Below are 15,375 nucleotides of genomic sequence, written 5' to 3'. Positions count from 1 at the left end.
GGCCAGCCCCTCCCTTCTCCTTGGTGTCCACAGAAATGGAGTACGCGTACATGCAGGACCGCTACCGCGTCGTCACGGGGCCGCCGTGGTCCCCGTCGAGCGTCTCGGCCCAGGATCTCGAAGACCTGGCCGCCGCGCTCAACGCCCTGGACCACCCAGCCGTCACCGCCCTCAACGACCTCACGGCCGACATGGTCGAACTGGCCTTCAACTCCCTGCGACCAAAGGACCGACAGGAGTTGCTCGGCAGGCTGGGCATCCGCATAGCGGCCCCCCGACGGGTGAGCAAAGCCCTGTGCCAGGACGTTCTCGCCAGGTTGCGGCGTGAGGCACGGCAGCACACCTGCATATGCGGAATCAAAGAACTCACGGTCACCGTGATGAATCAGGTGGGCAACTTCGTCGTCGCGCAGGACGGCGAGACGGTTTCCGACCCCGTTGCCCGGTGGGGCACGACGCTTGTCCGGGCCACGGTGTTCGCGTGGTGCAACGCCTCCGTCACCGACGCCCACATCCTTGCGTGGGCGTCGGAGCAGGACTGGTTCGCGGTGACAGCCGACGACAAGGAGACGGCTCAGCTCGCCGCTGTCGGTGCCGCGGCGCGGTCCATCGTGGAGGCGAACCCGGACGTCGCCCCCGGAGCAGCGGAAGACGACGAACCGCCAGTCGCGGGCGACGGGAATCCTGTGCGCGCTGCCGTCGTCGACCGGCGGGGCACGAATACCCCCACTCCTGAGATCGTGGTACCCGACCCCGGCACCTCTCACGAGACGACCGCTACGGCGTCCGACAGCGCCCGAACCGATGAGGGGACGGAACCGGAGTCGGCCTGCCGACAGTTGCAGTCGGCCCTCGCGCAAGCCCGGCAAGCCGCGGAAAAGGTGACCGGTGCGGTCCGGGACGGCTGCCCCCCGCAGGAGGAGGACCTGGCCCGGCTGGCCGCGCTGAGTGCCGTCTTCGACAGCGTCGACGCGGTGCTCCACACGGCGGGGATCGAGGGGGTGCCTCGCCGCCTGGAGGATATGACGTGCGCCGTACGCGCGCACCGAGCTGCGCACGAGCGTGACCTCCGGGCACGGGAGCCGCTGCGGGAACTGCTGGATGTTGTCTCCCGCCCGGACGGCTCCGTCGCTGCCGCTCCTGCGGCTGAGGCGGTGCGCGGCGCGGCCAGCCGCCTGCTGGGCACACCGGTGTGGGAGGAGCCGCAACGGGAGGAAAGCGCAGCGTTGGCCGCCTTGGCCCGGCTCATCAGGCTGGGCCGGCAGGCGGAGGCCGCGGCGGAGATCCTGGTTCTGCAGGAGCAGGTCGTGCGGGTGCTGCCCACGTGTGCCATGGCGGTGGTCATGGCCCCAGAGCTGACGTTGGCTCAGCCGGAGGATGCCAGCCGCGAACCCACCGGGGCTGGGGCGGACGGAACCCCTCAGCGCGCCGACGCCGAGACGACCGTGGAGTACCCGGCCGTACTGCCGGCCGGGCAAACGGAGGAGAGCGTTGGTCAATTCATCAGGGAGACCGCACCCGAGCACGCCTCCAAGCCGGAACCTGCGACGGCCCCCGAGCCGGCCTATGCCCACGACGCAGAGGCTGCGCCACCTGCGGACACCGAGCCGGTACCGCTCACGGACCCGGATGCGCCCGCCCTGACAACGGCCCGGGAGCCGGTCCACGCTGCCGATGCGCATGCCACGCCTCCCGCCGCGAGCGACCCGGCGCCCCTCACGGACCCGGGCGGGCCCGTCTCGGCGTCCGCCGCACTCAAGGAGGACACGCCCGTCCGGGAAGCGGGGCCAGCCGTGGATGACGCTTCCGACGACGGCGTAGCCGAGCGGGCCTTGGCGCAGCTGGTCGCGGATCGACGCTTCGGACTCGCCCACCATCTGGCGAGGGCCACCGGCCACCCCGAGCCTCAGGTGGCGGCGCTCCGCCTGGCAGGTGCCGCCGCGCTGCTCACATCCGGTGACAGCCGGGGCGCCCGGCTGATGGCGGACCTGCTCCAGCAGTACGGCGGATACGCGGGCCACCACACCGAGGGCAGCGAACTCCTCGTGCTGCCTGCCCTGCTGCGTGCCGCCCTGATCACCGGCGACCACTCGGCAGGCGCTCAGCTCAAGGCACTGGCACCCCGACTCCCGGACCGGCTCGCGGAGGCGGCGACCACCGTCGCGGACCGTGCCCTCAGCGGTGCCCTGCTGATCGCTTCCCCGCTGGTCGCCGATGTCTCCGAGACGGAGGTCCGGCTGCGGGAGCTGCGCGAGCAGAGCCGTGCCCTGCTCGTGCCACAGAGGCTGCGGTTCGCGCGGGCGACGGAGATCGCAAAGCGCTGGCTCGCCCCTGACGACGGGATGCTCGGATCGCTGCTCATGACCGTCGTCGGCGACAACCGCGACGCGATACAGCAGGTGCGGGAGCAGGCCGAGCGGCTGGCGAAGCTGGCCGAGGTCAACAGCGAGATCGACCGCATGGACCGCAGACACCGCTCGTCCAGCGGCAAGCCGCTGCAGGGCTCAGGGCGGCAGGATCTGGTGCACCTGGTGGAGCGAGCCGTCAGCCTGGTCAAGGAGTGGTGCCTGGCGGTGGAAGGCATCCGTCGCGGCGACCGTTCCGACGGTAACCGGGCGGCCAAAGAGATTGCTTCACTGCGCCAGTCCCTGCTGGGCGGCGGGGAGGCTGCGCTGAGCGAGCTGGAGCAGATGGCGCGGCGCTCGGACGCCATCGCTGCCGCGACGGCCTGGGCGGCCCGCGCATCGATGGAGGAACTGTTCGCGATGCTGGCTGGTGGCATCGTGGCCAGGCGTTCCGGCGCTCCGGTCGACCCAGAAATCGTCCTGGACGCGGAGCTGCTGAAGGTGTGCGACACCTGTGACGAGCGGCCGTCGCTCGACGAGCTGCTGACCGCGGTCGACCGGAGCTGGCAGGACGCCCTCGCCGAGCGGCTCTCCCACGACGCCTTCACCGCGGCCCGTAGCATCGTAGAGTTGGCCGGACACGAGTTGCTGCCCGCCGCCCGGGCTGGTGAGTTCGTCCCGCCCGCGGACGCTGAGATCGACGACCGGGAAGCCGTCCGGCGCACGGAGTTGCGGAAGACACACGCCGATCTCGTTGCCGAGGTGCACCGCGCGCAGGCCGATGGTGCCGTGACCGAGGATCAGGACTTGGGCCTACAGGAGCTGCTGGCCGACGCCCATGACCGCCTCGAAGGCGGCGACCGGCACGACCTGCTGGACGTGCGGCGGGCGCTCGACACGGTGCGAAGTGACCTGCCCGCCTTCCGGCAGCAAGCGTCCGACCGGATCCGCGCCCGGCTAGATGCCCTGGACCCCACTGCGGAGGAGCGGGCCCAGGTGCTGCGGCGCTTGGAGACGAACGACCTGGCTACCGCCGCCGACCTCGTCTACTTCCTGGAAATCGGCGAACCCGTCCCGGAGATCGAGGGAGGCGAGTCCCACCTGCCTGACTTCTTCCCGGCTGTGCCCGACGGCCTGCCGGGAGGCATCGACCACGAGCTCGTCGAACTGGTCCGGTCCGGCGGTAAGCATCCGACGCTTCCCGTCCTGGACTACGGCGGCCTCTCCACCGACGAGGCGGCACTCGCGGCCGAGGCGCTCGACGAGTGGCGCGCGCTGGCCGCCGTCGAGCGGAAGGACCGGCTCCAGGTGGCTCCGACGAGACAGGTGCCCCCGCTCCTCAAGCTCCTCGGGTACGACGCCAAGAGCGCCAGGCCGCTTGACGACCGGTCCCAGCACCGGCGGGAATACCGTCTTTTCGAAGCGACCGGAGTGGAGATCAACGGCAGGGCGAAGGCGCCCGCGTTCGGCTCGCAGATCAGGGAGCAGGGCGGCAACCTGCGGGTGATGATGGTCTGGGGCAGACCGCCTGCCAAGGTCGTCATGAGCTGGGCAGAGCGCGACACCAGCGATGCGAGCCTCCTCATCGTCTACTTCGGCACGCTGAGCCGCGAGGCCCGCGTCGAACTCGCCGTCGGCTCATGCCGGTTGCAGCCGCTGCTGGTCGTGGACGACGCCGCCCTCGCCTATCTCGCTGCCCGCGGCGATCGCCAGGTCAGCACCGCCACGCAGACACTGCTGCCCTTCTCGGGCGTCAACCCATACATCAGGGAAAAGCGCGGCCGGATCGGCGGCGAGATGTTCTACGGCCGTGACGCCGAACGCAAGAGCATCCTCGACCCACGCGGCACCCAGGTCATCTACGGCGGCCGGGGGCTCGGTAAGTCGGCACTGCTCGCCGACGCCGGGGAACGGTTCACGGAGCAACGCCCCGGCTACCACCAGGCGGTGTACGTCAACCTCGACCAGGAGAACATCGGCAAAGGCAGCTCGTTCGGTCCGGTGACGCTGTGGAGCGTCCTGGAGCGGGAGCTGACCGAAGCTCAGGTACTCGACGACCGGCCGCAGGGGCGAAGGAAACGGCAGGAAATCTCCGAGCGGGTGCGCCTCGGAATCCGCACCTGGCTGGACGGGGATTCGCGCCGCCGTCTGCTGGTCCTGCTCGACGAGTGCGACCAGTTCTTCGAGGCGGACGCCCCGCGCTTCGACCAGACCAAGAAGCTCAAGGGTCTCGGGTCCGACACAAAGGACCGCGCCAAGGTCGTCTTCGCCGGACTGCACTCCGTGCAGCGCTTCTCCAAACTCGCGAGCAACGGGCCGTTCGGCCACCTCGCGCAGACCCCGAAGGTGATCGGTCCGCTGGCTCCCCAGTCCGCGGCCGAGCTGCTGGTCGAGCCGATGCGGGCGCTCGGGTTCGAGTTCAAGAACCTGGATCTCGTCAACCGGGTGCTCGGCTACTGCTCCTATCAGCCCTTCCTGCTTCAGATGTTCGGGCACCGGCTGGTCGAGCTGATGCACCGCAAGCGGGCGCGGCGCGGAGCCGAGGGGCCCCCTTATGAGGTGGAGGTGACCGACATCGAGGTCGTGGAGTCGGACGCCGCGCTCAGAGACGGCATCTCGGCGGCTTTCAAGGACACGCTAAGCCTTGACCACCGCTACGACGTGATCGCCAACGTGCTGGCGTACCACGCCCGCCATCACGGCCTTGAGGTGCGGTTGAGCGACACCGAGCTGCGCGAGGAGTGCGAGACGTACTGGCGCAAGGGGTTCGAACAGCTCGACACCGAGGGTTTCCGCGCGTACCTCTCCGAGATGGTCGGCCTCGGTATCCTCGCGCCCAACCACGACGGCCTTGGCTGGCATCTGCGCGGACCCAACGCCCTGCGCATGATCGGGACCTCCCACGAGGTGGAGGCCCGCCTGCTCAGGGCCGAACAGGACTGTGAACTCCAGGAAAGCATCGTGCAGGAAGGCCGCCCAGAACTCCCCGACGGCCAGCCGGCTCCGCTGACCAACACTCAGCTCGACGACCTCCTGGGCGAGCGGTCCAGCCGGACCAGGGTCGTCCTTGGCACATCTGCTACCGGAGTCACCGACGTTGCCCGGACCTTGCGTACGATCGCCGGACCGATCGATGGCTGGACGCTGCCGCCCGTTGGTAAGCCCAGCGTCTACAAGCAGGAGCTCACCGGAGGGCGCCCTCGCGAACGACGCGTCGTCATCAGTGACTTCGTCAACTACCAGGACCCGGTGCGGCCTGAAACCTGCCGGGAGGCTGTCGACCTGGCCGAGATGCTGCTCCCCGTCACCCCGGGAGTCACCCGCGCGGTCGTCCTCGTCACCGACACCGACCAACTGGCCTTGTGGCGGACCCTACTGACGGGAACCGAACCCACCTCAGCCGCCCCGGTGGTCCTGCGTCGTCACGACCGCCGTAGCCTGCGGAGCTGGGCTCAGCGTGTCAACATGTTCCACACGGAGGACCGCCTGGACCGTCTCCACGAGCTGACCGGCGGTTGGCCGCTCTTGGTCAGCCGAGCACATCTCCTACATGGCGAACTGGGTGACCCCGACGAGGTGTTGCGCCGCCTGGCGAGCCTGCGCACGGACCGGGCCGAGGCTCGCGCCTTGGCCGAGGCGACCGGCGTGTACGCGGACCCACTGCTTGCCGCTGGGTACCGGGCCCTCGACGACGAGTTCAAGGACGGCCCTTTCGATCTTGAGGGCGCGGTGACTGCTGTGGCGCTCAAGATCGAGGACGAGGACGAGGGACGGTGGATTGTCACCTGCCTCGACGCTCTACAGGTGTTCGACCGCGAGGACACCCAATTGCGCCTGGAACCGCTGCTGCGCCAGTGCGTGGCGCTCCGCATGTGACGGTGCGTGACACCGGTCCGGCCGCCCGCGTGTCCGGGCGGCCGGTCGCCTTTCACGGTCACCTTGCCGATAGCCGACCAGAATCGGCGAGGTCTCTGGCCCTTGCTCAGGCCGTCCCATGACGGGCCGGGCGTCCGGCTGAGGCCGGACACGGCCTACGTATCCCCGCGGCGCGCTGCCCTGTTCACGCCGCCTTCCCTACGGCCGAGACCCTGGAGGCCAGGTGTATAGGGGCGCACGAGGGATGACCCAGTTTGGTCACCCGCCCCGACGGGCCGCTACTTGCCCGGCGTGCTCGGTGTGACAAGTTCGCGAACTCGTTTGCAGTTGTGATCTCGTCCGGACGCGATCAGTCGATGTCCGGATCACCGGCCTCTTCAAGGAGCCGGGCCGCGAGGTCGTCGGCCCACTACAAGGCCCATATGCGGAGAGCACTGATGGTGGCCTCGTCCAGGCCGTAGGCGGTGAAGGCTTCGTCGTCGGTCCACTCGGCGCCCGTGAGGTTCGACCGGAGATCCTCGCGCTCGAAGCGGCCTCGGGCATGGCGGCGGCCGAACTCCTCGAGCTCGACATTGCTCCAGCGGCGGGAGGCCACGAACACGTCGATCAGGTCGCGGGGCGCCCCGCGGTCGGCGAGGGCGCGGACTTTGGTCCCAATCACGTCCTCCTCCGCGAGGACAGGCCCGTACCGGCTTTGAGTGACCGGCCGCCAGAAGATCTCCTTGAGGATGTCGACTTCGCATTCCTGCCCGGTGGCCGGGTCGGTCACGGTGAAGCGGGCGGATAGCGGGGCGGTCTCCAGCGCGTGCACCTTCCAGCCGCGGGCTTCCAGGCCGGCGCGGAGCGTGGCGGCGATGTCGGCCATGGGCGCAGGGTTCTCGGTGGCGACGTCGAGGTCCTGGCTGGGGCGGTTCACGAGGCGGTGTGCCCGCACGGCGTATCCACCGGTGAGAACCAGTGGATACGGGGAACCGAGCGCGATCACATCCGCCAGGAGCCGCGTGTGCAACTCCGGCATGTCGGTCACGCGGCTGCCCGGGTGCGGGAGGTGAGCTGGGGGAAGGCGTCTTCCCATACGGCGCGCACGGTGCGGCCGACGAGGGTGCGCAGTACCGGCCACAGCTGGAGGAGCAGGTCCTGGTTGAGGTAGCGGGGCAGGTCGTCGTGCAGGCCCTCGTGCAGGACGGTGCGATACAGGCCCATACGCTGGCGCGGCTTGCTCAGGTCGTAAGAAGTCATCCCGGACCAGGCCATGTGCAGCGGCAGATCCACGAGGCCGTGGGTCGGCCCGCGCAGCTCGTCCAGCGACTCCGGCAGACGGCGGCGGAACTTCTCCCGGTAGAGCGCGAGGTCCTCGGCGTCCGCGCCCGAGACGCCCCTGGGGGCGGGTGCGGGGTGCTGTTGGCTGGAGGGCATGACTCCATTATGGCGGCTGGAGACGTTGCGAGGGTCATGATGTGCGAGCCGGCGTCCGGAGTGAGCGGGACCGGATTTCCGGGTGAGCTGGTTGCCGCAGTCTGCTCAGCCCTGAGCAGGACGGACTCTCGGCCTTGACGTTCTGGACGTCTACATGAAGGACGATGAGCCGAGAAACCGGCTCTGACCAGGACTTTTCTGGGATCCGTTCAAACCGACATCCTTCCGATGACTCATCATGTGGAGAGCGCGGTGCACGGAAGCCATCGCTCCTGGTTCAAAGTCCCAGAAAAGTCCCAGGGACTCCGTCGCACCCGGCCTCGACTCGCATTTGTGCAGGTCAGAAGGGGTGTGTCGGTGCCATTTTTGCAGGCTTTCAGATGTCGCGGAAGAGACCAGCGAGCGCTGTGACCTGCCGTAATGGGTGGTCGACGGGATCTGACCTGCGCGAATGGCCTTTCGACTGTTTTCACGCTCGTGCCGGTTGATGGGGCCGGAAGTCCCAGAAAAGTCCCAGGGGACTCCCACGGCTGACGGGCGCCTTTCGGCTCTACAAGGCAGTACGGCTCGTCGAACGGCCTCGTTTCCAGCGCGGGCGGTGGAGTGGATATGCAACTGGCCTACGTGGAGCGGGCGTCCAGAGCGGGCAGGGGCAGCGGCTTCATCAGGAGTGGTCTCCCGGAAGGCGCCTGGGTGGAGCTGAACCGCTGGAGAAGCACAGCCGCGAGGGGTTGCGCTTGGGGCGTGGGAACGGACCGTGGCGTGCACCTCGCCCGTCGGCTTCTGCTGCACCAGCTCGACGGATGGCCGGCCATGTCGAGGGGACGGCCCCTGTGCTTCAGAGGTAGGTCACCGATCTCCTGCGGCGTCGCGATGGCGGTGCAGGTCGCGCCGGGGCGGGACCCAAGAGATAGCCCGGGCCGGCCGCCGTGGGTCGGTAGGTGGGTGGCGTGACCATCGTGCACCAGGACGCCTTTCCTGGCGGCTTCCCGGTCGTAGCCAACCCCCGCACCGCCTTCGAGTCCCGCGGTGTCACCGTCGTCGAGGACCGAGCCGGCCTCGCCCGGCTCCCGTTCGTCGCCGCACTCGCCGTGCACGCCGTCCTCCACGGCGTCCCCGCAGGGGGCTTCGCCCGCCCCTTTCCCACCACGAGAGCCTGGGCGTCGTCCGAATCGCGGTGACCGACCGACCTTCACCCCGCCCGGTTGGCGCGACCGGCTCCCGATCCGGACGAGGGCGGAGGCCGCAGAGTGCTCCTCGTTGACGCGCTCGCCGCTGACTGGCGCCTGCGCGACCACCCCCGGGCCAGGGAAGACGGTCTGGGCGGAGTGCGCAAGGCTTCCCGTTTCATCGGGTCCGTCGGGGCCAGCAGGTATGGCGTTCGGTCGACCGGACGGTCGGCCCCGAAGATCCGCCCAGGGCATTACTGACATGGGCGGAGCGGTATTGGGGTGGCTCTCCGAGTGGTGCCCTGACCGCTTTCGAGGGGGGAAACGGTCGTCGCACAGGGCACCTTCGGTGACCGAACTCGACCGGGAAGGCCGGGCGGTGCTCGTCGGCAAGTTTTTGCGCATGACCACCCATCAGCCGCTGTCGGAGCCCCGGTGCCCGCCGGAGGCCAACCGGAGCCGGGTCGCCTCGTCCGGCACGAACGCGAGCCCCTGATCCTTGTCGCCGCGGGCTCGAGCACCGACATGACGCCCTCGAAACGGGCGACTGCCCGCGGAACCGACGCGGGAGGGCGGGGCCACCGCCATCGGTCTCCCGGGTCCGGACGGTGTCGTCCTGCCCGCGAACGCGTGGCACGCACGGTTTCCCTCCGCCTCCGACCCGGTGCGCACCCGCTGTTCATGACGTTCCCCGTCGAGGCGGGTAGACCAGCGACATAGGTCGATCAGCCGATGTCCGCCGGCCGGTTCTCCAGCAGGATCTGCGGAGGCGGAGCACGAGCCGACCGTGGGGCTGCGCGGAGCGACCGGTCGCACGGGCCGCAGCCGCGACGTCGGGTTCCCCGGACTTCCCTCTCCGCACGGCAAGAGAAAAGGACCCATCGTGGCAACCACGCGCTCAGCACACACGGTCTGCGAGGGCGACCTGTTCGACGGAGGCGGCGTCGTCACTTCGGCTCCTCCGGCACCGTCGACCGGCCGGTGTCGTGGCTGTCGCGCGCCGAGCAGGCGAACGGAAGGACCAGCCCGGAGGAGCGGATCGCCGCGGCCTACGCCGGTTGCTTCGCCGTGGCGCTGCCGCACGGCCTCGGAGAGGCGGCCACCCCGCCCACCAGCGGACCGTCAACCACACGCTCGTCCAAGCCCGCGCACCCGTCGAGCGAGGCATGGTTCGGCCGAAGTCCCGGCATTCTTCCGCAGACCACGCATCGGCCCGAACCGGATGACGTCCATCGCGGGAGCCATCCGCACCTGGGAAGGCAACGCCGAAAAGGCTCGGTGATGCCCGGCGGCTCCTTCGGTACCTGTGGTTCCCGCGACGGCACCCGCACGTCACCTCATCGGGCCGCAGGGGCCGGACCGGGCCGTGCCGAACAGTTCCAGCGCGCCTGCGGCCCCTGCGGTGGCTTCCGCCCGGAGCGGTCCACCACGCTCCACGTCGCCGGTCATGTTCCCGGCGCAGCACAGCACAGCACGGCACAGCACGGCGTAGGCAACGGCATCCGGGGGGCCGGTACGCGTCGGCACCGTCCCGTGCGCTGCGGTGCCGCACACCGACGACCGCGAGTGCACACCTTCTCACCGACGAAACAAAGGGTGTCCCACCATGAGGCCGATTTCGCCACTTGGAACGCCGGCGACCGATGACGGTGCCTCCTGCACGTACCCGGGGCAACGCGAGGGCTTCGTAGCCGCCGTCTACCAGCACCACGCCACCGCCCTCTTGCGGTACGGGGTACGTCTCACCAGTGGCGACTGGCACAGGGCCGAGGACTTCTTCCAGGAAGCCGCTGTCCGTGCTTGGAAACACTTCTCCGCCACTCCCACCGACCCTCTCACCATCCGCCCTTGGCTCTTCACCGTGGTGCGCAATCTGTCCATCGATCACCACCGCAACCGGGCCATCCGTCCGCCCGAGACGCATACCACCGACAATCTTGATATTCCCGTGGAAGACGCCGTCGACCGCGTCCTCACCACGCAGATCGTCCTCGGTGCTCTCGACGAGCTCTCTCCCACGCACCGGGAAGTCATCACCCTTCTCCACCACCACGGCTACACCGTCGCCCAGGCCGCCGAACACCTCAATGTCCCCGCCGGCACCGTCAAATCGCGCAGTCACTACGCTCTGCGCACCCTGCGCACCGTCCTCCGAGCCCGCGATGTCACCCACACCTGAGCGCGTCCGCGCACGTCCCACGGCGCACCACCCGATTCCCGAAACGTGCACCGGCACCACGGAACCACGCCGCGCCACCCCCTTCTGTGGACGGTCAAGTTCTGCCGCCGCGTGCGGCCCTGCCGCGGTCCCCGCGTCAGACGCCCGTCCCTAACACCGGGATGCGAAAGGCGAACCGCCGTGTCCGAGGCCGCGGGACCGCAACGCGCCGTTCCGCCGCTCCGGCTCGACCCCTGACGGCCTTGCAGGGCACCTTCGGCGCAGGGGAACCAGATTGCGATGCGGCCTGCCGCTCCCGTGCCGCCCGAGGGCGTCGGGGACAACCATTTCGGTCACCGGATCAACGAGCGTTCACTTCCTTCCGCGTCCGGTAGGCGCCCGGTACCGCGGTGCCGGGCGCACGGATGAGGGAAGACACCCGGTCGGACCCTCACACCCTCAACGCGGTGGCGAGCCCGTCCAGCCAGACCTTTTCCGGGCCCACGCTCAGCATGGCGCTTCCTCCCGCACCGGCGAGTTCCTCCGACGCGGGAGCGAGCGCGGTGGGGGCACGTTCCATCGTGGCGTGGTCGGACACACTGATCGCGGCTCGCGCCGTCAGGTACCAAAGAGCCTCCGACAGCAGACCCGAGGCGGGTCCGGCAGCTTACGCAGGAGCTTTCCCGCCTCGGTGTGACGCCCGTCCTCCAGGAGACGCAGGGGCGTGACCCACGGCTCGTGCGGACCCCAGTCGGCGTCCGGGTCACTTCCGTACGGCTCTCCGTGCCGCATGCGCAGGCAGAGCAGCGTCAGCGGCAGCAGCCCACGCTCCAGACCGGGCATGCCGGCGCCATCGAGGCCGGCCGCGGCGGCACGGCAGGCGGCCTCTGCTTTCTCGAAGGTCCCGGTCTCCGCGACGCGCAGGGCCCGGTACCAATGGGTGAACAGTCCCGCCAGGGGGAGCTCGTAGCGCCGTCCGAGGCCGTCCACCGCCGCCGCGTGCCGGTCGGCCCCGGAGAAGTCCATCACCGCGGAGCGGGCCTGCATACGAATGCGGTGGCGGATCGAAACCGTTCTCCGAGGTGCGAGTTCACCGGCAGACGGCCAGGCTGGCGTGGACGTTCGCGGTCAAGCGGGACGACGGGCAGCGGGACGAGTGCATGCGCCACTTCGCCATGCCGCCCGCCGACGATCGGCCCGCGGTCGGGTGGTGGCCGAGAGCAGGTCGGCCAGGCAGGGAGTGCCGACGTCGACAGACTGCTACGTGTCACCAAGTAGCGGTCTGTCTCGCGTCGTTTTCGCTCCGGACGGGATCCGTCCGAAGACGGATCCTGGTGGTACTGCTTCATCCGTTCCCGGCCGGGAAACCGGTCAGTCCTTTACCGTGACTCCCATGGCCCGCCCTGTCGTATTGGGGTGCGCGAGTGCGATGCGCAACGCGTCGAGTTCATCCCGCACCACCGACACGACCGGCCCCTGGCATCACCGCGCCGCGACCTACGCCGTGCCGGGGAGGTTTCCGCCCCTGTTGAGCCAGGCGCGGACGGAGCCGGCGTCATAGATCACAACACAGTCGGCCTTGCCGTCGCCACTGATGTCGCGGAAGGTGACGTGCTCGCCCGGATAGCTGTCACCGTAGCCGGCGGAGTAGTTCATGTGAGGGGTGAAGCCGCCGGCTCCGCCTCCTCCGTCGTTGATGTAGGCGTGGGTTCGTCCGGTGCTGTCGACCATCAGGTAGTCGGCTCGTCGGTCGCCGTTGACGTCGGCGAGCCGGAGTTTGTCGCGGGTGCCGTAGGAGACTCCGGGTGCCCAGTGCAGGTGTTCCGTCCAGTGGATGGCTCCTGCGCTGGTGGGTGTGTTGAGGTAGGCGTGGACTGCTCCGGAGTCGCTGGTGCGCAGGTAGTCGTCGCGTCCGTCGCCGTCGACGTCGGCGAAGCGGAGCGCTTCGCGGGTGGTGCCGCTGACTCCGGGGGCGATGATTCCCAGGTCGGTCCAGTGGTAGGGGCCGTCGGCTGCTCCGGGGCCGTTGTTCTGCCAGGCTCGTACCGATCCTTCCGTGCCGACCAGGAGGTAGTCGTCGCGTCCGTCGCCGGTCACGTCGGCGAAGCGGACGGCTTCGGCGGAGTGGCCGCGTCCTGGGGAGATGGTTCCCTGCTCCACCCAGTCGGGCTTGCCCGGTACGGATCCGGGTGTGTTGAGGGCCGCTCGTACCGATCCGTCGTTCGCGATCCGCACGTAGTCGCCCCGGTCGTCGCCGTCGAGCTCGACGATGTCGGTGCGTCCCGTGGGGGAGTCCATACCGGGAGCGATCACTCCCAGAGCCCGCCACCCGTCACCCAGGGCCGTGCCGTCCTCGTCCTGGTCGCCGTCGGTCGCGACAGGGGGGCAGAACACGTTGGTGCCCTGTACGGCGGGCTGGATCCAGCCCGCCTGCTCGGCCTGGCGGATGCCGCGGAAGTATGCGCGAGCCATCTTGGCGTAACCGGCGTCGTTCGGATGGACCCCGTCGGGAAGATCCGCTGTCGTGACGGCGCTCATGTCCACCAGTGCGACGTGTTCACCCGCCGCACTTCGTTCCTGTACGAGCGGGGTGAGTGCTTGGTTGAAGGCGTCGATCCGGGGCTGAAGGCCCGCTTTCGAGGCCGGGATGACCGAAGCCACCAGGACGGTCGTCTCGGGAGCCGCACGCAGGATCTGGTCGATGAGCGCCCCCATGCGGGCTGGGGCATCGGTGAGATCGTGTTCCTGGTTCATGTCGTTGGTGCCGGCGTGGAGCGTGACGACATTGGGGCGGCGCGAGGGGACGTCACACGCCGCGTTCTGTGCGATCTCATCGATCCGACGGCCGGACTGGCCTTGGTGGTCACGGTCTTGAAGCGATCCGAGCTGGCGCGACCCGACGAAATCCACGGTCTTCGCCGTGCCGTTCAGCATTTCCCACAGAGGAGCCCGGTATCCGGAGTTGGTCGAGCTGCCCGATCCCTGAGTGATCGAGTCACCCAGTGGCATCAGGCGGATGTCCCGGTCCGCGAGCCAGTAATTGCGCCGGATGATCTCGCCTACCAGTCCGTCGCCCGGGTAGTCCATCATCACCACGCCTGTCCGGCGGACGGACTGAGTGTCACAACGATTGTTCTGTCCGGTGAGGCACTGGTAGAGGAATCCGTTGACCCCGGTTGCCGTAGGCGTGCCGCCGGCCACTGTCGACGGATATGCGCCAGTGGAGGCACTGGTGAAGTTTAGGTACATTTTGTCGTCATTCGGCTTGAGCGGGTCTCGGCAGTCGTTCGGTCGGTTGGTCACCCCCAAGAGGTCGTGCGCGAGTTCCCATTTGTCATTGATGTCGGCGATCGTAGTCACCTTGTAAGTGTTCTGGACGTAGCAGTTCGGAGATTTTCCCGACTCTACGGCCCATGTTGCATAATTCAGTTGCTCCATCCCGTAGTTTCCGTAGTTTCCCCCCTGGGGGCTTACGAAATTCACAAGGGTTATTTTTCCCCGGACTTCTCCCAGGGTGGGGATCTCCACGTCTCCTGTGCCTGCTGCAGACGGGGACCAGAAAAGTCCTGGGTTTTCGTTTCGGTAGTCGTTGAAGATCTGCTGCCGTCGCTGATCGAGGTCGGTGTCGCAGGTCGTGCAGGGGTCGTCGTCCTTGCAGTTGCCGCCGTCGCACTCCGCTTTCAGGTTCAGCAGGATGGTTTCTTCTGGATGTGCGTTCAGAAACGTGCGGGCCTCGCGCAACACGTCGTCGAAGTTTGCGTTCTGGTAGACGGCGCCGTGATGGATCGCGAACCTTGCTTTGTTGTCCTCCCCGCTGACGATGCGCACCCTGATGTCCAGGGCCCGGATTCCGGCTCCCAGCTGAAATCCGATCTCATCCCCCCCTATGCCGTCGTCGTTGTGATGACTTTCCTGGGTTTCGGTGATCGAGCCGCCGTACACGGCGAGGGTGTCATGCGTTCCTGGAACTGAAAGCTCTGCCAGACTGGATTCATCGGGCAGATCCCGCATCCAGTCGGGTCGTGCATTCTCGGCCAGGCTGTGGTAGTCGGCGTCTGCGGCGGAGGCTGGTGGCGCGAAATTCGTCCCACCGACCGCCATTGCGGACAGGATGAGCAGGACGGTCAGGACTCTGACCGCGGCTGTTCTGCTCGCGATGTCGAACATTCTCATTCTTCCTGTGGATGGCTGTGTGTTTTCCAGCGTTCCGCAACCCGTTTGGTTTCCGGAGTGAAACCTGCCGGCGGCATGTGAAATGAAAAACCATGTCGCGGAATCCGGGTTGCTTCGGCTGGGTGCGCCGAGGGGAAGGGCGCAGCTGAGCGGCCCTCCCCCCTCGGCGCGAAAAGCTCCCAGCCTGCCGGTCACTCCCGGTGGAGCGCCGGCCCGGTTGGCCTGGCGGACAGTCACC

General features: G+C 68.5%; 9 protein-coding genes and 1 pseudogene. 5 read left to right on the top strand and 5 right to left on the bottom strand.

Annotation, left to right across the window (positions count from 1 at the left end; genetic code table 11):
* Positions 1-50: 50 nt before the first annotated feature.
* Entirely contained in the window at positions 51-6,221 is a 6,171-nt protein-coding gene (locus F0344_RS05815; RefSeq protein WP_185302530.1) for a hypothetical protein, read from the top strand.
* A gap of 409 nt (positions 6,222-6,630) precedes the next feature.
* Here F0344_RS05815 and F0344_RS05810 read toward each other — a convergent pair whose 3' ends face one another.
* Both F0344_RS05810 and F0344_RS05805 read right to left on the bottom strand, forming a co-directional pair.
* Positions 6,631-7,239 carry a nucleotidyl transferase AbiEii/AbiGii toxin family protein gene (locus tag F0344_RS05810; RefSeq protein ID WP_185297752.1) on the bottom strand — a complete coding sequence of 203 codons (609 nt, stop codon included), beginning with the start codon at positions 7,237-7,239 and terminating at the stop codon, positions 6,631-6,633.
* A gap of 5 nt (positions 7,240-7,244) precedes the next feature.
* Positions 7,245-7,637: a hypothetical protein gene (locus tag F0344_RS05805; RefSeq protein ID WP_185297751.1), complete on the bottom strand. Its 393-nt coding sequence runs from the start codon at positions 7,635-7,637 to the stop codon at positions 7,245-7,247.
* Positions 7,638-8,587: 950 nt separating this feature from the next.
* On the opposite strand from F0344_RS05805, the gene F0344_RS05800 reads away from it, so the two are divergent.
* The 4 genes and pseudogenes from F0344_RS05800 (at position 8,588) to F0344_RS05790 (ending at position 10,985) form a co-directional block, all read left to right on the top strand.
* Positions 8,588-8,818, top strand: a complete 231-nt coding sequence (locus F0344_RS05800; protein WP_185297750.1) for a hypothetical protein — start codon at positions 8,588-8,590, stop codon at positions 8,816-8,818.
* A gap of 337 nt (positions 8,819-9,155) precedes the next feature.
* The gene (locus F0344_RS05795) at positions 9,156-9,302 is read left to right on the top strand and encodes a hypothetical protein (RefSeq protein ID WP_185297749.1); all 147 of its coding nucleotides are present in this window, start codon (positions 9,156-9,158) and stop codon (positions 9,300-9,302) included.
* Between the two features lie 387 nt (positions 9,303-9,689).
* A pseudogene (locus tag F0344_RS35465) lies at positions 9,690-9,919 on the top strand (peroxiredoxin); the annotation flags it as partial.
* 493 nt (positions 9,920-10,412) lie between these two features.
* A complete protein-coding gene (locus F0344_RS05790; protein ID WP_185297748.1) occupies positions 10,413-10,985 on the top strand; it encodes a sigma-70 family RNA polymerase sigma factor in 573 nt (190 codons plus the stop codon).
* 430 nt (positions 10,986-11,415) lie between these two features.
* Here the strand turns inward: F0344_RS05790 and F0344_RS36475 are convergent, their stop codons facing one another.
* The 3 genes from F0344_RS36475 to F0344_RS05780 all read right to left on the bottom strand — a co-directional run bounded on the left by F0344_RS36475 (position 11,416) and on the right by F0344_RS05780 (position 15,131).
* Positions 11,416-11,544 (bottom strand): hypothetical protein, encoded by a 129-nt coding sequence (locus F0344_RS36475; protein ID WP_308460889.1) that lies wholly within the window; start codon positions 11,542-11,544, stop codon positions 11,416-11,418.
* A gap of 38 nt (positions 11,545-11,582) precedes the next feature.
* On the bottom strand, positions 11,583-12,011 hold the full coding sequence (locus tag F0344_RS05785; RefSeq protein WP_185297747.1) for a hypothetical protein: 429 nt from the start codon (positions 12,009-12,011) through the stop codon (positions 11,583-11,585).
* Between the two features lie 450 nt (positions 12,012-12,461).
* Positions 12,462-15,131 carry a phosphatidylinositol-specific phospholipase C domain-containing protein gene (locus F0344_RS05780; RefSeq protein WP_185297746.1) on the bottom strand — a complete coding sequence of 890 codons (2,670 nt, stop codon included), beginning with the start codon at positions 15,129-15,131 and terminating at the stop codon, positions 12,462-12,464.
* Positions 15,132-15,375: the final 244 nt, after the last annotated feature.

The organism is Streptomyces finlayi (assembly GCF_014216315.1).
GTDB lineage: Bacteria > Actinomycetota > Actinomycetes > Streptomycetales > Streptomycetaceae > Streptomyces > Streptomyces finlayi_A.
The sequence above is the reverse complement of the archived record's forward strand: the minus strand, read 5'-3'. Positions and strand labels throughout refer to the sequence as shown.